Raw genomic sequence first — 21,195 nt, 5'->3', positions numbered from 1 at the left:
GCATTGTGCAGTTCTTCCCCAAATGGTCCAGGGCTTGCCCTGGTTCGGGTCGAGGGGCGAACAGCCCCCGCGGGGCCCGGGGCAGCGCCCCGGCGCGGCGGTTTACGATTCTTGCTTCCTCCCCTCACCCGGGCACGGCCCGGGAAGGAGGTTTCCATGCAGATCCTCTTGTTTCTCGCGACGCTCGTCCTCTTCGGGCAGCCTGCGCTCGCCGCGTCACGCGTCGAGGTCTCCTGGCGTTACGAGCGCGCAGACAATGCACGCACCGAATCGGGATCCCGATCCATCGAAATCCCGCCGCTCGGGGGCCCTGGCCTCGTCGCCACCGATCCCGGGATCGAAAAGACGATTTTCTTGGCGCAGACTGCCCAGACCCTCGTGGATTTCCTCGACCGGTACGAGAACGCCTGCCCGGCCCCCGTTCGCTCCGAGATCGGGCGGGTCGCCATCGATTGCGCCACCCCTCGAATGGCTGTCGCTTCTGCATTGCGCACCGAAATCCAGGCCATGGACGCCCGCATCCTGGCGAATCCGCGGCTTCGCGTGGATCAGGACGTCGTGGAGGTCCTGGATCTTACGCGCTCCCTCGCGGCGAACATGGCGCAGGGTCATGCGCCCGTCGGCGGTTATTCGCCGCCGCAGCCCGCTCCGCTGCACGGGGCGCTGTATTTCGCCGCGCGTGCGGGCGGCGGTGGGCTCGCCCTCGGGGGCGGCGGGGCGCAGGGGTTCGGGTATTTCCGCAAGCTCGTGCGGGATGGAAGCGTACCCAAGGCCGACGTGCTCACCGTCGAGGGATTTTTGCGCGAGTTTTCCCTCCCGCTCACCCGCGCCGAGGCCTGCTCGTCCCTCGTTTGCGTGAATCCAGCCGTGGCCGTCGATTCCGAAAAACGCCGGCTGTACGTGCAGCTCGGCATGAGCTCGAATGTGACTGAGGAGGCCTTCCGGCGCGATCCGCTGAACCTCGCTGTGGTGCTCGACGTCAGCGGCTCGATGGGTGCCACGGACGGCACCGAAAAATCGCGGCTCGAATGGGCCAAGGACGCGCTCATTCGCACGATCGAGGAGCTCGACGAGCAGGACATGCTGTCGATCGTCCTCTTCGAGACGAACAGCGAAATCCTCGTCCGGCCCGCGCCCGTGCGCGACAAGCCGGCGCTCATCGCCAAGGTGAGGGCTCTCCAAACCCGCGGCTCGACGAACCTGGAAGCCGGGCTGCGCGACGGATTCACGCTCGTCCGGGAAAACGTGGACCGCCTGCCGGGCTACGAGCACCGCGTGATCCTCATCTCGGACGCGGGGCTCAACACGGGCGTGACGGATACCGCCTCGCTCGAGCGGCTCGTGACCGAGCAGGCGAACGCTCGGATCGGCCTGACCGCGCTCGGGGTCGGGGAGAATTTCCACCAATCGGTGATCCACGCGATCACGAACAGCCGGGGCGGCAATTACTTGTTCGTACAATCGGGCGAGGACATGCTCCGGTATTTCCGGGCCTTCGATTATCTCGTGACGCCCGTGGCTTACGATTTCAACGTCGCGGCGTTCGTGCAAGGGCTCGGCGTCGAGCACGTGCGCTCATATGGCGTGACGACGGAGGGAGGCGCACAGCCCTCGCGGAACCTGATCGATTTGAAGACGTTGTTCTTCACCGAGACCGGCGGCGCAATCTTGCTCGAATACGCGCTGCCGCAAGCCCGGTGAGAACAGAACTTTCCCTGCCAAGCACGCGCGTGTAGATTGCGCGCCATGCGTTCGCTCCTACCTGTTATCGCGCTCGTCACGCTCGCCGCCTGTTCGTCCGCACCGGAACCCGCGGCCCCTACGCCGCCCGTGGAGCCGACGGGCCCGTCCGCGCCCGCCGCTTCCGCCACGCCTACGGCCGCGCCCGAGGCCCCTGCCCCGCAGGCGGTCGCGGGCGAGCGGCTCGCCGCGGATACGCCGAAGACCACCGTCGCCGGAAATACGTTCATCGCGCCGAGCGGCTGGAAGATCAGCGTGAAGGGTCCGGCCACGATTCTCGAAGCCCCCGAACCGGGCTCGCGCATCGCGCTCGTCGACGTGCAGGCGAAGGACGCGGACGCTGCCGTCGCGCTCGCGTGGGCGGCCTATGGCGCCGAGAAGAAATGGCCGCTCAAGGCGACGGTCGACGCCCCCGACAAGGACGGCTGGACCCGCATCAAGATCTACGATTATCAGACCTCGCCCAACGAAAAACGTGATGTCGGCGCCATGGCGCGGTTCGCGAACGATACGTGGACCGTGGTCATCTACGACATGGACCAGGCCGTCGGCGAGAAGCGCGGCTCGCAGGTCGGGTTGATCTACGGCCGCCTCCTGCCCAAGGGGCGGGCGCGCGAGTCGTTCGCGGGGAAAACCGCGAATACGCTCGATCCGGCGCGTATCGCCGCGCTCGGGAAGTTCGTCGAGACCGCGCAGCAAAAGCTCGGCGTGCCGGGCGTCTCCGTCGGCCTCATCCAGGGCGGCAAGGTGGTGTTCGCTGGCGGCTTCGGCGCGCGGGAGCTCGGCAAGAAGCAGCCCGTGGACGCGGACACGAAGTACATCATCGCGTCGAACACGAAAGCGCTGACGACGCTGATGCTCGCGAAGCTCGTCGAGGAAAAAAAGCTCACGTGGGAGACGCCGGCGACGAGCCTCTTTCCCTCGTTCAAGCTCGGGGATGCGGACACGACGAGCCGCGTGCTGGTAAAACACCTGATCTGCGCGTGTACGGGGATGCCGCGGCAGGATCTCGAGTGGATCTTCCAGTTCCAGGGCGTGACGCCCGACAGCGCGCTCGGCACGCTTGCGACGATGCAGCCGACGAGCAAATTCGGCGAGCTCTTCCAGTATTCGAATCCGCTCGCCGCGGCGGCCGGGTTCCTCGGCGGGCACGTGGCATTCCCGAAGCTCGAGCTCGGCAAGGCCTACGACGAGGCCATGCGCACGCGCGTGTTCGAGCCGCTCGGCATGAAGGGGGCCACGTTCGATTTCAAGCGCGCGCAGACCGGCAATTACGCGGTCCCGCACGCGCAGGACATCGACGGTAAGCCCGCGCGGGCCATCGCGGCGGTGAACGACGCCGTCATTCCCGTACGCCCGGCGGGCGGCGCCTGGGCCACGGTGAACGACGTGCTCAAATACGTGCAGATGGAGCTCGCCGAGGGCAAGCTGCCGGACGGAAAACCCTACATCGAGAAGGACATCCTCCTCGCGCGGCGCGCGCCTCAGGTCGCCATCAATACGGACGCGACCTACGGCATGGGCCTCATGGTCGACAAGAAATGGGGCGTCACCGTGGTGCATCACGGCGGGGACCTCATCGGCTTCCACAGCGACATGATGTGGCTGCCCGAGCACGGCGTCGGGGCCGTGGTCCTGACGAACGGCGATCCGGGTTGGCTCATCCGCAGCATCTTCCAGCGCAAGCTGCTCGAGGTGCTGTTCGACGGGAAAGCCGAGGCGGACACCGAGGTCGCGACGATGGGCAAGATGTACTTCGAGCAAATGGCCGCCGAGCGCAAGCTGCTCACGTCTCCGGCCGACGCCGCGGAGTCCAAGAAGCTCGCCGCCCATTACACGAACGCCGCGCTCGGCGACGTCAAGGTGTCGCGCGCCGGCGCCGCGACGATCTTCGATTTCGGCGAGTGGAAGAGCGAAGTCGCGACGAAAAAGAACCCGGACGGGACGATCTCGTTCGTCACCACGACGCCGGGCATGATCGGGGTGGAGTTCGTGGTCGGCGGCGGGGCAAAACGGACGCTGACGATCCGCGACGCCCAGCACGAGTACGTGTTCAACGAGAAGTGACCCGCGCGAGGCGCGCCGCATGCGCGACGCCTCGCTTCAAGCTCCCGAACGTGAGAATGCCGCCGAGGTCGATGCCCAGGGCAATGAGCGTCTGGGCCACCTCCTTTCGCACGCCCGTGAGCCACGCCTGCATCCCGAGCAGGCGCAGCGCGGACGCCGCGCGGATCAGCGCGGACGCGGCCTCGGCGTCGACGGTCTTCATCCCCGTGATGTCCATGATCACCACCCGGGCCCCACTGCTCTGCGCCCCGGAGAGCACGGTATCCATCACGCGCTCGGCGCGCCGCGCGTCCATTGCGCCGATGAGCGGCATGACGAGGATCTCGTCCGTGATGGGAATCAGCGGCGTGGAGAGCTCCACGAGGAGGTCGGTCTGCACGCGGATGATTTCCTCCTGGAGCGCGACGCGCGCCTGCTCGGCGCGCTCTCGCTCCACGAGCTCCTGCGTGAGCCGCGTGTTGACCTCGAGCAAATCGTGGGTCCGCTGGGCGACCTCGGCTTCGAGCCGCTCGTTCGATTGCCGGAGCGCCTGGCTCGCCTCCTGGAGATGCCCGACGAGGAGCGCATTCTCCAGCGCCGTCGCCGCCTGCGCGCAGAGCAATTCCAAAAACTCGACCCGCTCGGCCCCGAACGCGTCGCGGACGAGGCCATTCTCCAGGTAAAGCACGCCCACGAGGCGGCGCCGGTGCACGAGCGGGAGGCATACAATCGACAGGACCCCGCGGCCGCGCAGGGAGGCGTCCTTCGCGAAGCGCGAATCGGCCGCGACGTCACCCAGCATCACGGCCTCGCGGGTGCGCGCCGCATACCGGATCACCGAGATCGGCAGGTCGGCGGAAGCATCCATCGGGCCTTCGTCGCATACCGTGACGACATCGGGCCCGAGGGTGATCGTCGCCTCGATCCGCAGCTCGCCTTCCCGATCGAGGATCAGGGCTCCCCGCGTGGCGCCCGCATTGCGAAGCACGATGCGCATGAGCTGCTCGATCACCTTGGGCAGCTCCATTTCCCCGGCGAGGGCCTGCCCGAGGCGCAAGACGGTGGCCATATCGACGACGCCGCCTACGCCCCGGCCCACGGAGGTGCTCGCGCTGGTCGAGGCGTGCGTCGCCGGCACACGCGCGAGGCCGTGGGCCACGATGTGCGGGTGCTCCTTCGTCAGGAGCTCGGCCTTGTGCGCCGCGCCCCAGCGGACGTAGGCGGCGTGCGCCTCGCGTAGATACATGGGCGCGAGGAGCTGCCTGCCGCGCGCGAGGAGCGCCCGGCCCGCAAGCTCGTTCCCGAGCGCCTCGTACGGCGTGAAGCCATTCGTCCGGGCGGAGAGGATGGCCCGATCGTAAAGGTCGTCCGCTTCGAGATGGCGCCCCGCGACACGCGCCGCCTCCGCGCGCACGAGCAGATGTTTGTGCTCGTAATTTTCGGGGCCGAATTCGGCATAACGCGCGAGTTTGTCGCGGCTCGCGTCAATTCGCGCTTGATCCCGCCGCGCGGCCTCCGCGTCCCCGACGGGGCCACGTGCGAGCAGGGCGAGCGCCTCGTACAGGTAAAACGTCGGCTCGATGGGCAGCGTCGGCACGGCGTCGAGGACGTCGCGCGCGCGGTCGGCCGATGCCACCGCCTCCTCGTATTGCCCGGCCGTGTAATGCAGCATGAGCAAGGTGATGTGATAGAAGGCGATGCCCGTGCGGAATCCCGCGCGCGTGAAGGTCGCGAGGACGAAGTCGCCGGAAAATCGATCGTCGTCGAGGGGCCGATCTGGGAGCCAGGGGCGCGCGAGGCTCCGGGCAAACTGCTGCGTGAGCTGAACGGCAAGCAGGATGAGCTCGTTCCGGCTCTGCTTCGCGAAGGCGGCGAAGCGCTCGGAGAACCGGACGACGTCGTCGAGCGCATCCCCCCGCTCCAGGGCGAGCCATGTGACCGCGTGGGCAATGAAGCCCGCATTGACGAACTCTCCGACGGTGAGGCAAGCGTCGAACGCCCGCTCGACGATGGGGAAACACGTGCGGTAATGCCTGATCCAGAAATGGATGTGGTTGCCGTGCACGTGCAGCACGCGGCCGCGCGACGCGGCGTCGTCGAAGCGCTCGTTCAACGCCATCGCCATCTCGGAGACCGCGACGGCGGTCGGGATCTGGTCCCATGTGACGAGAAGGACGGCGTAGCAGCTATACGAGTAGCAGGACTCGGGCGAATTCCCGTGGATCAGCGAATGGCGGACGGCCCGCATGACGCTGAACGCGAACACCGCGGGCCTGCCGATGTACGAGCAGGACAGGAGCTCGTTCAGGATGCCCATCACCGCGATCGGCTCGGGGTCGGTCATCACGGGCGCGTCGACGAGCGCCTCGATGGGCGTTTCGCCGAGGAGCGCCTTGACCTCCTGCATCTCGCGTATCGTCGCGGCCTGCACGGCTTCGTCGGTCTCGGGGGTCTCGATGCCGAGGCGCCCGAGCGCCCGAAAGCCGACATCGACAGCCTCGGCGTACTTGCCCGCTACCTGATGGAGCCGAAGCACCAGGGCGAACACGTTCCCGAGGTCGACCTTCGACCGGGCCCTCTCCACGAGGCGATCGAACGAGGCCTCGGCCTGCCCGAAGCGCCCGCAGAGGTAATCGCATTCGGCGAGCTCCTTGTGCAGGGCGAAGGTGAGCGCGTAGAGGTCCTGCCAAGCCGATTCCGGGAGCAGGGTCGTGCCGACGCGGAAATGGTTTGCCGCCGCCTCGTACGCATTCGACGCCTTGGCCTTGCGGCCGACGTCGAGGTTCCGCTCGGCGAGCGCGAGCCTCTCGGCGGGATCCTGCATCTGCGCCTCGCCATGATTGAGGTGGAAGGCAACCTCGAAGTGGGCCCGATCCGGCGCACCCGGATCCATTCCCGCGAGGAGGAGCCGCCCGATACGCAGGTGCGTCGCGGCCCGGTCCGCTTCGTCGATCGTCGCATAGGCGGCCTGCTGCACGCGGTTGTGCAGGAAGCGGTATCGATCGGACGCTTCCTGCACCACGAGCCCCTCGCGGATCGCGGGCAACAAGGCATCAGCGGTCCGATCGGGAGACAGCTCGTCGATGGTGGAGAGGGTTTGCAGCGTGAAGGTATGGCCGATGCACGCGGCGAGGCGGAGGACGCGCTGCGTTTCGCCCGCGAGGAGCGCGAGGCTACCGACGATCAGATCCACGACGTTGTCGGTGACCTCGCGCGCCTCGATGGCCTCGAGGTCCCAGTGCCAGGCGCTCTGCTCGGCGTCGTAGCGGATCTGCTGGCCTTCGTGCAATGCGTGCAGGAACTGGCCCACGAAAAACGGGTTTCCCTGGGTCTTCGCCAGCACGGCCATGGCGAGCGGGCGTGCGCGTGGCGGGTCCACGGCGAGCGCGTCGCCGAGCAATTGCTCGAGTTCCGGGGCGCCGAGCGATCGGAGCCCGATCTCGCTCACGGCGACGCCCTCGTTCCGCAGCACGGCGAGGGTCACCGTCAAAGGATGCGCCGCGTCCACCTCGTTGTCGCGGTACGCGCCGAGAATCAAGAGACCGGGGCAATCTCGGTCCGCGAGCAGGACCTCGAGCAGCTTGAGCGAGCCGGGATCGGCCCATTGCAGATCGTCGAGGAACAGGACGAGCGGCCTGTCCGGGCTCGTGAAGACCTGCACGAAGCTCTTGAGCACGAGGTTCATGCGATTCTGCGACTCGCCCGGCCCGACGATGGGGAGCGCGGGCTGCGGGCCCAGGATGTTCGCGAGCTCGGGGACGAGATCCACGATGACCTGGCCATTGCCCGAGAGCGCCCGCGACAGGCGCGCCTGAAAGGACGCGAGCTCGCCTCCGCTCTCGCCGAGGAGCTGCTGCAAGAGCTCGCGGAATGCTTGAATGACGGGGCCGTACGGGACGCTGCGGCTCAGGAGATCGAATTTACCGGAAATGAAGCGCGCGCCATCACGAGGAAGGCTCCGGCGGAGCTCGTGGACGAGCGCCGACTTGCCGACCCCGGAGGGACCCGCGATCAGGACGAGCTCCGCCGGCCCGAGACGTGCCCGCTCGAATGCATCGAGCAAGGCCTTCCCCTCGACGGATCGGCCATAAAGCCGCTCCGGCAAATGCAGCGCCGCAGCGGTGTCGTGGCGCCCGAGTACGAAGGTCTCGACCGTGCCCGTTTCCTCGATCTGGCGGATGCACGCGGCGAGATCGAGCTCGACGCCGCGCGCGGTCTGGTATCGATCCTCCGGCGCCTTGGCGAGAAGCTTCATGACGAGCGCCGAGACGACCTCGGGGATCCGCCCGTCGACCTCCCGCGGCGCGGCGGGGACGCGCGCGATGTGGCTGTGCACGAGCTCGACGGGGTCGGTGGTCGTGAAGGGCAAATACGCCGTGAGCATCTGGTAAAGGGTGACGCCGAAGGCATAAAGATCGGCGCGGTGATCCACCGTTCGATTCATGCGGCCCGTCTGCTCGGGCGCGAGATAGGCGAGCGTCCCCGTCATGGCCTCCGCGCCGCGCCCGGTCGCCTCCGACATCCGCATGGCCAGACCGAAATCGAGAAGGTAGACGCTCCCCGTCTCCGGGTGATAAAGAAGATTCTGGGGTTTTACGTCGCGGTGAACGATCCCGCGCTGATGGACGCTGGCGAGAATGCCCGCGATGCCACGGCCGATCTTCAGCGCCGTCGCCACGTCGAGGCGCCGCGCGCGGAGGAGCGCGGCGAGCGTCTCGCCCGGGAGCGCCTCCAGCACGAGCGCGACGCTTCGCTCGGACGGCTCGAGCGAAAGGGCCTTGACCACGCCGGGCGCGTCGATGCTCTTCAGAATCGAATACTCGTGCCGGAGCCGCTCGATGTCACGCGGCGTCACCTCTCCGCGTGGGAGCTTGATGACAACCGGGGTCGGGTCGTCATCCCGCTGTCCACGATGGATGACGGTGCACGAGCCTTCGTGAATCGCGGCTCCGACGAGGCGATAGGCCATAACGTGCCAGCAAAACACAGGCGCCCGGCCGACGCCAAGCACAATCGTGCTCTGCCTTTCGTGGCTTCACGCACGAACACGTATGACCATCGCCCCGGAGAGGGCAGCCTGGCTACTTGAGGATGACGCGGCCCATTGCGAACCGGAAGAAGCTCGAATAAGCGGCCGCGTCGATGCAGGTGGAGAGGTTCACCGCGGCGTTGTTCTTGTCGGTGCAGCCCGTCACGACCTTCTGCGCATTGACGGTGAGCTTGTAGGGCGCGCCGGCTCCGCCGACGGGCGCGGCCGGATCGGCCTGATCGGGCTGCGTCGGGTAGAGGGCCGGAACGACGAACCCCACGTTGATCGAGCAGCCGGAGACGAGCAGGTCGAGGAAACTATTCGCGGCGCTGTAGCCCTGCGTGCACGCGAGCGAGCCGCCGGGCAGAAGCTCGGGCGGAATGGTGGCCTGCGCGAGCGAACGCGCGCTGATGTCGCCGCAGAGCAGGCCGGAGAACGTGGCGTCTTTCTGCCCCAGGCTCGCGAAGCTCTGCAAAGAGGGGTTCAGGTGCTCGGAAGCGAGGTGGCCGGGCGGCGTCCCATTCGAGACGAGCGGCGTCGAGCCCGCGTTGACGGTGACGCGGAGCTTCGTGCTCGACATCCGGAGGGTCGTCACGGCGCTCGGGAAGAAATTGATGGCAATGCTCATCGTGCCGGGCCCCGCATTCAAGACACCGCCGGTGATGTTGCCCGTGAGCTTGTCGAGCGGGTTCCGGGCCGCGTCGAGCGTGGCCGTGTTCGTGTTGTACCACCAATCGAGGTCGTTCGCTCCGCTGTAGCCCGCGCCCGCCACGGGCGTCGCGCGCACGACGCCGAGCTCGACCGACGGATCGTCGACGCCGACGAGGGCCGCGAGGCCGAACATCTTGAAGAGGAAGCCCGTCGTTCCAGCATTGACGCCCTGATCGATGTAGGTCTGGACCTGGGAACCGGCCACACCCGGGTCAATCGCCGTGCCGAACCGGTTCGCCGCGCAGAATGCGTCGGTGGCGAACTGCATCTTCAGGTAATTCGACCGCAGGTCTTGCTCGAACTTGCAGACCCCATCGCACCCGTCGAGGTTCACCTGGTTCCCGTCGTCGCAATCCTCGCCGGCCTCACGAATGCCGTTGCCGCACATGGACGTGGGGGCGGTCTTGCACATCGCGTCGCAAAGGACGGTCCCCGGCGGCTCGCATTGCTCGCCGTTCATGGGGTCGACGCAGCCGTCGCCGCACACGGACGCCTTGCACATGCCGGAGGCGCACACGCCGGAGGCGCACGCGGTGCAGTCGAGGAGCTGCACGCCCGGCATGCACTTTTGCCCGACGTTCGCGCCGTTCATCACGGTCGTGCACGTCTCGACGCCGTTGCAGGTCTCGGCGTCGGGGCACGAGTCCGGCCCCTTGGTGCACGAGAACGTGCAGTTCGCCTCGCACCCCGCATTGGGTCCGTTCGCCGCGCCAAAATCGCATTGCTCGCTGCCCTGGACGACGCCGTCGCCGCAGACGGGGGCCGTGCAGACGCCGGCCTTGCAGGTCGCGTTCGGGCCACACGTGGTACCCTCCTGCGCGGGGTCGGCGATGGCGACGCAGGTATGGTTCGCGAGGCACGCGTTCTGCTGGCAAACCGGCGCCGCGGGGCAATCGGCCGCGGCGTCGACGCACGAGTACGTACAATCCTGATCGCAGCCGTCGCCGTCGACGAGGTTGCCGTCGTCGCACTGCTCCGGGGGGTTTACGACCCCATCGACGACGCAAGCAGGAGGAGCGCCGCCCCCGCCGCCGTTTCCAGCCGCGCCGCCGCCGCCGCCCATGCCCCCTGCCCCACCCGCGCCGCCGCTGCCGCCGCTGCCGCCGACGCCGCCCGCCCCGCCGATTCCTCCGCCGCCGCCGCCCATACCGCCGCCGCCGCCCATACCACCGACGCCGCCCGCGCCGCCGGCGCCGCCCATACCGCCGCCGCCGCCCATACCACCGACGCCGCCCGCGCCGCCGGCGCCGCCCGTGCCGCCGACTCCCCCATCGCCGCCGACGCCGCCCGCGCCGCCGCTGCCGGAGCTGGAAGTGGAGTTCGTGCCCGTGGTTTGGGTGGAGCCGTCGCTGCAAGCGACGAGGAGGAGACTGCCGAGAGAAATACCGACAAAGAGACGCTTCATGGGGGCGGCATCCTACGCGGATCTTTCACTCCGAGGCGGGAAAAATTCGCCTGCCGGTGCCGCGTCTCCCACCCCGGCCCGTGGTGGCGCTCATTTCGCCGGACAGCAGGGGGCTAGCTGCTGTCGCGCGTGAGCTTGACGGCATGCGCGACGGCCGTTTGCAGGTTCGAACAGGTGACGATGCCGGACAGGTCGGCGCCGATGGAGATCAACGTGCGCGCCACCTCCGGTCCGATACCGCTCAGCACCATGCGCGTGCCGAGCAGCCGCACAGCCTGCGCAACCCGCAAGAGGGTGCTCGCCACCTGCTCGTTCACCGCGACCACGCCGGTGACGTCGACGATCGCCACGCGCGCGCCGGTTTTGCTCACGCCTGTGAGCAGGGTCGTGAGCACCCGCTCCGCACGCTCGGAATCGATCGCGCCGATGAGCGGCATGACCATGACATCGTCGCGGATGGGAATGAGGGGCGTGGAGAGCTCGGCCAGCCTCGCGCGCAGGGTCTCCTCGACGCGCAGCTTCTCGGTGACGTCGAGGATCTGCGAGATGAAATGGAGCGGCTCGCCACGCCCATCGCGCACCATGGAGACGTGCAGCTCGGCGTGGATGACTGCGCCGTCCCTGCGAAAGTATCGCTTGCGCAGCTCGTACCGCGCGAGCTCGCCCCGGAGCACGCGGTCGACGAGCTCGAGGTCACTCTGCAGGTCCTGCGGATGCGTGATGTCCTGGAAGCGCACCTTGATGAGCTCCGCGGGTGCGTAACCGAGCAGCTCGCCGAGCGCGTGATTGGCGCGGATGAATGAGCCATCGAGCCCGACGAGGGCCATCCCGATGGGGGCGCCGTCGACCGTCAGCCGGAAGCGCTCCGCCTCGAGGCGCTGCCCATGCTCGGCAGCCTCGAGCTTGCTCTCCAGCTCGGCGATGCGGCGCTCCAGCTCGGTGCGCATAGGTTCGTGGAAACGATGATTCTCGACGTCCGAGACCTCGATCGCATGGATATACATGCACGTGCCCCCCTACTCGCGCAGCATAGATCGGACGTGAGGCGATGCACAAGGCCTCGATGGTCCAATGACGTACGCGGGGAGCTTGCCAGGCGCCCATTCCCAGAACGGTAGCCGTCGGGTACGAGCGACATCGACCCGAAGAGACGGTCCTTTACCCGGTGGAGTCTTGCATACCCGTCTCTTGCTCCTGTCTTTCGCTCCGTCCTGGTCGTGCGCGCTAAGCGCTCACCTCGGGCATGACCGTGCCTGTGGCATACCCATCGACGAACTCTTGCAGCTTCCTCATCTGGTAACTCCGCGCGAATCCCCTGAGCTGCTCGAGCCACGGGCCGAGTCGCGGTTCGTTCTGCTCCATGCGCGCCGCTTCCGCCATGACGATCCGGATCCGCCCCGACGTCACCAGCTGCGATAGAAGGGCAAGCTCCTCGCCGGAAGGCGGCACGAGCGGTCCACTCGCCCGCGCCCCCGTGACCGGGGCCTTCTTCTCGGCATGAATCCATTCCACGCCGAGGAAGCGCTGGATCTTTTCGAAGAGCGCGCTCGCTTGCACGGGCTTGTGCAAGGAATCGTTCCAACCGGCGCGGACGCCTTCTTGCCCTTCGACTTCGGATACCTTCGCCGACGAGATCAGGATCACGACCTCGCCGAGCTCGGGCATCTGCCGCAGGCGACGCGTGGCTTCATAGCCGTCCATGCCCGGCATGGCCAGGTCCATCAAAATGAGCCCCGGCCTCCGCTCCCTGGCCAGCCGGAGCGCCGCCTCACCGTCCTCGGCTTCGACGACCTCAAAGCCAATCGGGACCAGCAGATCGCTCACCAGGGCACGATTCTGCGGGTGATCGTCCACGACGAGGATCGTGCGGCGTTCTCCTCGATACCCGGTGATGGTATCCCACCCGAGGGCCATGTCAGCGCTCGCGGAAGCGGGCGCCCCCGCGAGCGGGAGCATCACCGTGAAGGCGCTTCCGCGGCCGAGTTCACTCTCGACCTCGATCGTGCCGCCCATCTGGTCGACGATCCTCTTCGTGATGGCGAGGCCGAGCCCGGTGCCGGCGCCTTTCGCCTTTTGATCGCCGACCTGCTCGAAGGGATCGAAGATGCGCGAGAGGTGCTCCGACGCAATCCCGGGGCCCGTATCCTCGACCCGGAACCGCAACGTGACCCCTTCCTTGGAGCCGCGCGAAAGCTCCTCGATGGCGAGGCTCACGCTTCCTCGTTCGGTGAACTTGATGGCGTTGCTCACGAGGTTCAAGAGCACCTGCGTCAGGCGTTTCTCGTCGCCATGGACCGTGGACGTCGTGCCCGCGCGTATCGCTTGGGTGAACGCGATGCCCTTCTGGTCTGCGCGTACGCGGCACAGATCCACCACCGTGCGCACCGAGGCGCCAAGGTCGAAGCTCTTCGAAACGAGCTCCATCTTGCCGGCCTCGATCTTCGCGAGGTCCAAGAGGTCTTCCAGCAAGGAAAGCAGGTGCTCGCCCGATTTCTGAATGGTTTGCACCCCATCACGGCTCTTCGAGGAGAGCTCGGGCGCGCGCGAGAGGACCTGGGCATAACCGAGGATGCCGTTGAGCGGCGTGCGCAGCTCGTGGCTCATGCTCGAGAGGAAATCGCTCTTCGCCCGGTTCGCCCGATCGGCCGCCTCCTTGGCGATCCGAAGCTCGGCCGTGCGCTCCTTGATCTTGGCCTCCAGGTCCCGGTACAGCATGGCATTTTCGACGGCAATGGCCGCCTGCGAGGCCAGCACCGACAAGAACTCCACGCGCGCGGGAGGGAACGCCGACGCCACGTCTCGGTGTTCGAGGTAAAGCACGCCCACGAGATTTCCTCGGTGCGTCAAAGGCAGGGCCAAAAGGGCGAGCACCGCGCGCGACGCAAGGTAGGGGTCGCTGGCGAAGCGCACTTCGTTCCTGGCATCACCCGCCACCACGGGCTCGCCCGTGCGGGCCGCATACTGCACCACGGTCGCCGGAATGTCTTGGCTTTGCCCGAGCGGCTCCGATAGCCCCGTCTCGATACGAGCCCCCTCCACCGACAGCCGCGCCACGACGGAGAGCGTTTCCCCTTGGCTGAGCACGAGGGCGCCGCGCTGCGCCCCCGCATTCTCCAGCAAGAGCTCCATCAGCCGGCCGACCACGCGATCCGGATCGAGCTCGCTCGAAAGCGCTTGCGCCGCACGCACCGCGGTGTTCACGTCGAAATTCGCGCCCGCGGAGGCGCCCGTGGTCGTCGTGATCGAGGTCGTCAGGGCCGTGCGCTCGACAGCCGCGTGCACGGGCGCCTTGAGCAAGGCGGGGTATTTCGCGCCCAGATGGGCGGCCACGTTGACGGCGCCCCAGCGCACATAGGCGTCGCGAGCTTCGCGCATGTACAGGGCACCGATATGGCTCGTGCCCGTTTGCAGTCGGAACTCGGCGGCGAGCTGGGTCGAAAGAGCCTCGATGTGCAGGAAGCGGTGCTCGCGCGAAAGCTCGATCGCCTCGTCGTACTTGACGATCGCCTCCTCGGTCTTGCCGAGGATACGGGCGTATTCGGCCTCGACGAGGCGCAGCTTGTGGAGGAAGTTCGACGCAGAACCTTCCGCGAAATAGCGCAGCCGCTCGAGGCCGTGCTCGATGTGCGCTCGCAGCCGCGCCTGCTCCTCGGGGCCGGCGGCGTCATGCCAGCACTTCGCCGCCGAAAGCGCGAGGAAGAGCGGGATGTCCGTCACCGGCGGCATGCCGAGGATGTCGGCTCGGAATTGGTCTGCGTCCCGCGCCCGCGAGAGCGCTCGATCCCACCTGCCGGTGACGCAGAACAGATAGGCTTCCAGAGTTCGCGCAAGCCCTCCCGTGAACCCGTCCCCGTCGTCGAGGAGGGAGCGCGAACCTCGCGACAGAGGCTCGTCATTCAGGAGTTTCGGGGCGCCCTCGGGCGTCATCAGCACCTCGCAATAGGACGCGACCGCCTCGAAGTGGTGCCTTCCCACGGCGTCTCCCGCGCGCTGCACGAGATCCCAGCGAGCCTTGACCTGCGCCTGGACCTGGCCGAGAGGCAGGCCACGCCAGACGCGGTGATAGAACAGCTCGGCCAGGAGGCCCCAGCTCGTGCCCTGGAACGAACCGATCTTCAAGCCGGTCGCGATCGCCTGTTCGTAGAGTGCGGCCGTCTCGTCGACGGGCCTGGAATAGACCATGTAGATACCATGGAGCACCAGGCACTCGGGGAGCATCGCGGACCCCACGCGTTCCGCGGCAACGACCCCGGGCTCGACCCAGCGCAAGACGCGCCGATACATGCCCGTGGCCACCGACCACACATTGGCGAAGCTGCAGAGCATGAGGGTGGCCGCCGGCGTGAGGGACTTCCGTCGCACCGCCTCGGAGACCAGGCGAACGATGATGAGCGTGTAAAGCATCGGCCGGCCGCCGTAGATCGAGCAGAGCTGCGCCTGCGTCATCAGGGCATCGATGAGCCGGTGCTCCAGGGACCACTCGGGCGGCATTCGATCGAACGCACCGAGGTCTTGCTCCAGCCATCGATCCAGCGCGGCGGATTCCTCGAGGAGCGCCGGCTGACACGCCTCGTCCGTGGCGGGAAACGTAAAACCCCGCTCCGCGAGCGCCGCAATGCCAAGCTCGATTCCCCGCGCGTATTGGCCCGTCGCCAGGCAGCAGCGAACGCGGATCTCCTGCGCCGACAGCCAAGGCACCGCCGGAAGAGGCCTCGCGAGCAAGTCGAGCGCACGTGCTTCGACGTCGTCGAAGTCTCGGAGCAGATAGGCCGCCTCCAGGCGCTCCAGGGCAATCTCCACCGACAGCGCTCGCTCGTCCTCTGCGCATCGCTCGCCGAGGAGCGCCTGCGCGCTCTCCAGCAGGCTGGCCATCAATCGGTACGAGCTCGCCGCCTTTGCGACGCGAGCGGCCTCCAGGTTCACCCGCGCGACGTCGTTGCGCTCCGCCACGGACGAGATCCGCGCCGCGCCCTGATTCATGTGCCGCACGAGCTCCAGGAGTTGCTGCGGCGTGCCCCCTTCGGCTCGATATCGCGCCCAGAGCCGCCGCCCGATCTCGAGGTGTGCGAGGACGCGCTGCTCCGGCGAGATTCGCTCGTAGCTCGCCTGCTGCACGCGGTCGTGCAAGAACCGGTACGAAGCGTCCAGCGCTCCCTCGCCGACCGCTCCGAGCGCCTGCGCGGGGCGATATGCCCCATCGACCGGCACGACCAGCTCCTCCTGCAGCGCCGGCCATAACGCCCCCGTCACCCGGGCGCGCTCCCATCCGCTCAATCGCTCGAGATCCTGGAGATGGAACGTATGCCCTGCGCACGCTGCGAGCCCCAGGAGCTGCTGCGTGGCCTCCGGCATTTCTCGCACCTTGTCCGTCAGGAGCGACACCACGTTATCGGTGACCTGCGCTCGCTCCAGGTCCGCTTGATTCCAGCGCCATTCCCCGCTCTCCGGGTCCCTCACCACGTGCTTCTGCCGGTGCAGGGAGAGCAGCAGTTGCTCCAGAAAGAACGGGTTTCCGCGCGTCTTTTGCCATTGCACACGGGCCAGCGGCTCCACGCGACTCGGCTCGCTCTCGAGCGTGCGCGAAAGCCACTTTTGCACCTGCTCTTCCGACAGCGGGCCCACCGTCAGCCTCGATACCTTGGCTTCGCTCGCCTCCGTGGCCTCCACGAGCTTCCACAACGGATGCTCGGGCGGTGTCTCGTTGTCACGGTAAGCAGCGATCACCAGCAGCGATTTTCGCTCCACGTCCGTCAGGAGCGTCTGCAGGATGATCAGCGTGGCGCTGTCTGCCCACTGCATGTCGTCCAGGAACATGACGAGCGGCGGGTTCGGTGTCGTGACGGCTCGAACGAAGTTCAGCCACGTCAGCTTCTGCCGATTGAGGACCTGCTCGCCCTCCACGGGCGGCACCGGCGGCAATTTGCCCATGACGAGGTCGAGCTCCGGCACTACGTCCGCAATCAGCCGCGCGTTGTCCCCGACCTCGTCCCGGATCCGAGCTCGCCAGGTCTCGAGGACCGTCTTCGGGCTCGAAAGCCATTGACGCATCAGCCCCCCGAATGCCTGGGCAATCGCTGCGTACGGCGTCGACCGCGCGAGCTGGTCGTGTTTGCCTGCGATCAAGAGCCCGCGCCCGGCCTTCGCGATGTCGTGGTAGACCGTACGCACCAGCGCCGTTTTTCCAATGCCCGACGGCCCGCCGACGAGCAAGAGCTCCGCCGCGCCCCGCGCCGCGCGGGCAAACGACTCCCCGACCCGCTCGACGTCCTGCTCTCGCCCCACGAGCACCTGCGGCAACCGCAGCTTCCGCGAAAAATCCTTCTTTCCAAGCGAGAAGGGCTCCACCGTGCCGCGCTCCTCGAGCGCGCGGAGCGCCTCCTCCAGATCCTCCGCCACGCCTCGGGCCGTTTGGTATCGCCGGTCGGGATCCTTTGCCAGGAGCTTCGATACGATCGCCGATACGACGCTCGGCACGTCCGGCGCGACCGTATCGAGCGGAGGCGGGGTCTTGGCCAGGTGCGCGTGCACGAGCGAAAGCGGATCGCGGTCCGTGAAGGGCCGCCGCCCCGACAGCACCTCGAAGAGCGTCACGCCCAGCGAATAGAGATCCGTGCGTGTATCGAGCGCACGCGCCGTGCGCCCCGTTTGCTCCGGCGAGATATACGCGAGCGTCCCGTCCAGCGCTTCGGGAATGCTCGCCTCGGTCGCCTCCTGGGACAGCATCGAGGCGATGCCGAAATCGAGCAGGGTGACCTGCTCGGACTCGTCATCCAGGAGCACGTTCTGCGGTTTGACGTCCTTGTGCATCACACCGGCGGCATGCACGCCCTCGAGCACTCGCGCGAGGCGCCGCCCAAACCGCAGCCCGGCCGAAAGCGGCAGACGACCCTGCGTGGCGAGCACCTGATCGACCGAGCGAAATCCAGGATCTTCGAGAACCAGCGCCACCGTGCCGTCCCGCTGCGCGAACCCCTGCACGCGCGCCACGCCGGACACGGTCGCGAGCTGCTGAAGCACTTGATGCTCGTGGACCAGCCGACCCATCACGCGCGGGCTCGGCACATCGGCCAGCGGGACCTTGATCGCCACCTTCGTGCCCGAGGCAAGATGCACCGCGCGGTAGACGCGTGTCTCGCTTCCCTCGTAAGCGACATCGCCCAATCCATACCCCGTCAGATCCATCTTCGAACCCCTCCCGTGCGTCTCGTACAGATGCACGATCCCGATCTGCACCAGAGTAACCTCGGAAAGCCGATGCACGTCAATGCAATTGTGAACGATGCGAGGGCCTGTCGTGTCGTGCCAAACCGTGCATACACACGATCGAAGCCCACCACTTCGAGATCGTGTGTAAATCGAATCACGCCCACGCTACAGAATCGCGTTTTTTCAGCCTCGCCGACCCCGCGCTCCCTGCAGCGGCGCCAAATGCTTGGCGCTTTACTGCCGTGATACTTCTTGATAGGGTCCGCGCTAAACTCTTCGGGGGTTGGATGGACGCTCTGACGCAATACAATGGACTCGTGGTCGCGGTGGACGACAACCCCGTCAACCTCGACACGCTTCTCGAAGCATTGTCAGGCGAGCGTCTGGACCTCGCCGTTGCCACGGATGGCAACATGGCGATGCGCCTGATCGAGCGCGAGCAGCCTGATCTCGTTCTCCTCGACGTCATGTTGCCGGACATCGACGGCTTCGAGGTGTGCAGGCGCTTGAAAGCCAACCCACAAACCGCCGACACGCAGGTCGTCTTCATGACCTCCTTGAGCAGTCGGGAGCACCGGCTGCAGGGGCTGCATGCGGGCGCTGTGGATTTCATCAGCAAGCCCTTCGATTCCGAGGAGCTCCTGGCGCGCATACGCCCGCACATCGCCGTCCGGCGCATGACGCGGACGCTGCAGGAAAAGAACACGAGCCTGGAGGCGGAAGTTCGTCAGCGCGCCGCCGTCGAGGCCGCGCGCGAGGCGCTCCTCGTCGAGCTCATGACCCGTACCGAGGAGCTGCGTGATGCCAAGGAGCGGCTCGAGCGCGAGCTCGTCGAGAAAGGGCGCGCGAATGCGGAGAAGACGGCGCTCCACGAGCAGATCATCGCCGCGCAGCAGACCCGGCTCCTCGAGCTCTCCACGCCCCTCATTCCGATCACGGATCGCATCCTGGTCATGCCGCTCATCGGGACGATGGACGCCGACCGGGCCGAGCAAGCCATCGAGGCAATGCTCGAGGGCGCCAGCAGCCGATCCGCCGAATTCGTCATTCTCGACATCACGGGCCTCAAGCGCGTGGACGAGAACGTCGCCAGCATGCTCCTCGCCGCTGCCAACGGCCTCAGGCTCCTGGGAACGCGCACGGTGATCACCGGGATACGTTCGGAGGTCGCCCGGACGCTCGTCCACATCAACGCATCCCTGCAAGGAATCGTCACGAAGGCGACGCTGCAGGACGGCATTGCGGTCGCAATGCAGGCCGCCCGTCATCGAGCGTAGCTGTCAGATTCGTTGTTCGGCGGAGGGAACGAGCGGCCGCCTCGGGACCGCTCGCAAAGGCCGGCATCGCGTCAGGGCTTGATGGCCCAGAGCTTTTCGCTGCCTTTCGGCAGGAACAACACGACGCCCCATTCCGCGATGTAGGTCAGCTCGTACGTCAGCGCGGGCGAGGGCATCCCCGAGGGCGGGCGAGCCTCGCGCGTGGACGACAGCACATAGGGCTCCGCCTCGGTGCCGGCGCCGCTCTTGGGCTCGAGATCGACGCGGAAGAACGCATCGAGATCCGCTTCGACGCTGTAGTTCCAGAAATTCATCTTCGCCCCATCGTAGAAGACCGGAATGCCCTCCTGCTTCGGGGAGATTTGAGGCCAGCTCGGCAGATCGCCGGTGAGCGTCAGGTGCTCGACCGCGCGTGTCGCCTTGTCGATGCGCCAGCCACGCGTGGCGGTCGAGGTACCGTTGGAATTCGTCGGCGTGAAGACGTAGACGTACGGCCCGCCGATCACGATCGACGAGCTGCCAGACACCTCCCACTTGGCGTCCACCACGTTCTCGATCGTGCGCGTGGCGGGATCCATCTCGAGCACGCGATTGCGCCAGTTCAATCCAGCATCACCGGCGATGAGGGTCGTCCACGCCTTGCCGGTCGCCGGATCGTTGGCCGTCCGCGTGCCCGCCTGGAGCACGACCTCGAAGTAGTTGGGATTGAACTTGACGAGCTGCGGCCCGTACACGTCCTTCTCGAGAGAGGTCCACTTTCCGCTCACCACGTCGGCGACGCGCACGGGGCCATAGTGCAGGATCATCTTGCCGTCGACGAAGCTCATCGCGGAGTAGGTGTGGCTCGACGCGGGCGCGGCGAACGGCGCCGCATAGGGCAGATCGGCGGGATCCGTCAGCGTCTCCGCGGTCTGGAAAAACCCGTTCGTCGCGCCGGAAGGATAGACGATGGGGGAGTTCGGCGCGGTGTAGGCAGGTGGATACGCGGAGGGCGGCGTCGGCGGCACGACGATGCTGTACTTCAGCGTCGCCGCGTCGAGCTTGAAGACGGCGTTGACGCTGCCGTCACTGTGGCCCCCGCCGAAGAGGTAAAACGCCTTGCCCGCGTGATCGAACACCGGATTGCAGTACGCGTCGCGCACGGCGTCGATCGGCGCCGAGCCGACGTAACCGGCGTTGGGCTCGAGGTTCGCCTTGACCCACGCCGTGAAGGGCTCGGACTCCCCGAGCTCGGTCCAGCTGCCGCCCGCGGGCAACGACGTGGCCCAGTCGGGCGCGGGGCTGCCGCCGCCCGAAGCGGTGGACGAGGACGAGCTGGAGGCGCCGCCGCCCCCCATCGCCGAGGACGACGTCGCGCCGCCGCCCCCACCCGTGTCGCTGTTCGTCCCTCCTTCGCCGCACGCGGCGAGCAGCGCGGCAGCAAACACCATCCCGACTCCAATCGAGCGGCTCATCAATTTTCACTCTCCAGGGTTGAAGTGAGACGTGGGAAATATCGAGCCACAGGTCGTATTGCAAGGGGGATGACGAGGATCGCACACGCACACCCCACCCAGCGGCGGAGCATGGGTTTCATGTCGAAGCCGTTGCGCTGGGGCGTTGCCCCAGGCCCCACCAGGGGCTGTCCGCCCCTGGACCTGGACCAGCCAGGGGCCTGAGCATTGGTCTCATCTCGCGAGCCCATTCTCCCTGAGCACCCGTAGCATCTCTGCTGCGGGTGCCAGTCGTTCGAGCCCGCGGCTGATGGTGACGGATCCGGGGGGTCCTCCGGAGGACTTGCC

8 protein-coding genes are annotated in these 21,195 nt (G+C 67.2%); 3 read left to right on the top strand and 5 right to left on the bottom strand.

Going from position 1 to position 21,195, the window contains the following annotated elements; all coding sequences use genetic code 11:
• The first annotated feature begins 156 nt into the window (after window positions 1-156).
• Together KEG38_RS52745 and KEG38_RS52740 are read left to right on the top strand one after the other, a co-directional pair.
• Window positions 157-1,701: a vWA domain-containing protein gene (locus tag KEG38_RS52745; protein ID WP_272428581.1), complete on the top strand. Its 1,545-nt coding sequence runs from the start codon at window positions 157-159 to the stop codon at window positions 1,699-1,701.
• Window positions 1,702-1,746: 45 nt separating this feature from the next.
• The gene (locus tag KEG38_RS52740; protein ID WP_272428580.1) at window positions 1,747-3,807 is read left to right on the top strand and encodes a serine hydrolase domain-containing protein; all 2,061 of its coding nucleotides are present in this window, start codon (window positions 1,747-1,749) and stop codon (window positions 3,805-3,807) included.
• On the opposite strand, the gene KEG38_RS52735 is transcribed toward KEG38_RS52740, so the two are convergent.
• The 4 genes from KEG38_RS52735 to KEG38_RS52720 form a co-directional block, all read right to left on the bottom strand.
• Window positions 3,794-8,755, bottom strand: a complete 4,962-nt coding sequence (locus tag KEG38_RS52735) for an AAA family ATPase (protein WP_272428579.1) — start codon at window positions 8,753-8,755, stop codon at window positions 3,794-3,796. The two genes, KEG38_RS52740 and KEG38_RS52735, sit on opposite strands and share 14 nt — an antisense overlap.
• Window positions 8,756-8,867: 112 nt before the next feature.
• The gene (locus KEG38_RS52730) at window positions 8,868-10,931 is read right to left on the bottom strand and encodes a DUF4215 domain-containing protein (RefSeq protein ID WP_272428578.1); all 2,064 of its coding nucleotides are present in this window, start codon (window positions 10,929-10,931) and stop codon (window positions 8,868-8,870) included.
• 113 nt (window positions 10,932-11,044) lie between these two features.
• Window positions 11,045-11,935 (bottom strand): STAS domain-containing protein, encoded by an 891-nt coding sequence (locus tag KEG38_RS52725; protein WP_272428577.1) that lies wholly within the window; start codon window positions 11,933-11,935, stop codon window positions 11,045-11,047.
• A gap of 220 nt (window positions 11,936-12,155) precedes the next feature.
• The gene (locus tag KEG38_RS52720; protein ID WP_272428576.1) at window positions 12,156-18,164 is read right to left on the bottom strand and encodes an AAA family ATPase; all 6,009 of its coding nucleotides are present in this window, start codon (window positions 18,162-18,164) and stop codon (window positions 12,156-12,158) included.
• A 260-nt stretch (window positions 18,165-18,424) separates the two neighbouring features.
• Here KEG38_RS52720 and KEG38_RS52715 point away from each other — a divergent pair, with 260 nt between their 5' ends.
• Complete coding sequence (locus tag KEG38_RS52715; RefSeq protein WP_272428574.1) at window positions 18,425-19,414, top strand: response regulator; 990 nt, start codon at window positions 18,425-18,427, stop codon at window positions 19,412-19,414.
• A gap of 71 nt (window positions 19,415-19,485) precedes the next feature.
• Here the strand turns inward: KEG38_RS52715 and KEG38_RS52710 are convergent, their stop codons facing one another.
• Window positions 19,486-20,868, bottom strand: a complete 1,383-nt coding sequence (locus KEG38_RS52710) for a hypothetical protein (RefSeq protein WP_272428572.1) — start codon at window positions 20,866-20,868, stop codon at window positions 19,486-19,488.
• Window positions 20,869-21,195: the final 327 nt, after the last annotated feature.

This window comes from Polyangium jinanense, from assembly GCF_028435265.1.
In the GTDB taxonomy this organism is placed as follows: domain Bacteria; phylum Myxococcota_A; class Polyangia; order Polyangiales; family Polyangiaceae; genus Polyangium; species Polyangium jinanense.
The sequence above is the reverse complement of the archived record's forward strand: the minus strand, read 5'-3'. Positions and strand labels throughout refer to the sequence as shown.

Bases quoted from the DNA above. Each gene is read 5' to 3' on its own strand.
- KEG38_RS52710 (WP_272428572.1), bottom strand. From the start codon at position 20,868: ATGAGCCGCTCGATTGGAGTCGGGATGGTGTTTGCTGCCGCGCTGCTC.
- KEG38_RS52745 (WP_272428581.1), top strand. From the start codon at position 157: ATGCAGATCCTCTTGTTTCTCGCGACGCTCGTCCTCTTCGGGCAGCCT.
- KEG38_RS52735 (WP_272428579.1), bottom strand. From the start codon at position 8,755: ATGGCCTATCGCCTCGTCGGAGCCGCGATTCACGAAGGCTCGTGCACC.
- KEG38_RS52740 (WP_272428580.1), top strand. From the start codon at position 1,747: ATGCGTTCGCTCCTACCTGTTATCGCGCTCGTCACGCTCGCCGCCTGT.
- KEG38_RS52730 (WP_272428578.1), bottom strand. From the start codon at position 10,931: ATGAAGCGTCTCTTTGTCGGTATTTCTCTCGGCAGTCTCCTCCTCGTC.
- KEG38_RS52725 (WP_272428577.1), bottom strand. From the start codon at position 11,935: ATGTATATCCATGCGATCGAGGTCTCGGACGTCGAGAATCATCGTTTC.
- KEG38_RS52715 (WP_272428574.1), top strand. From the start codon at position 18,425: ATGGACGCTCTGACGCAATACAATGGACTCGTGGTCGCGGTGGACGAC.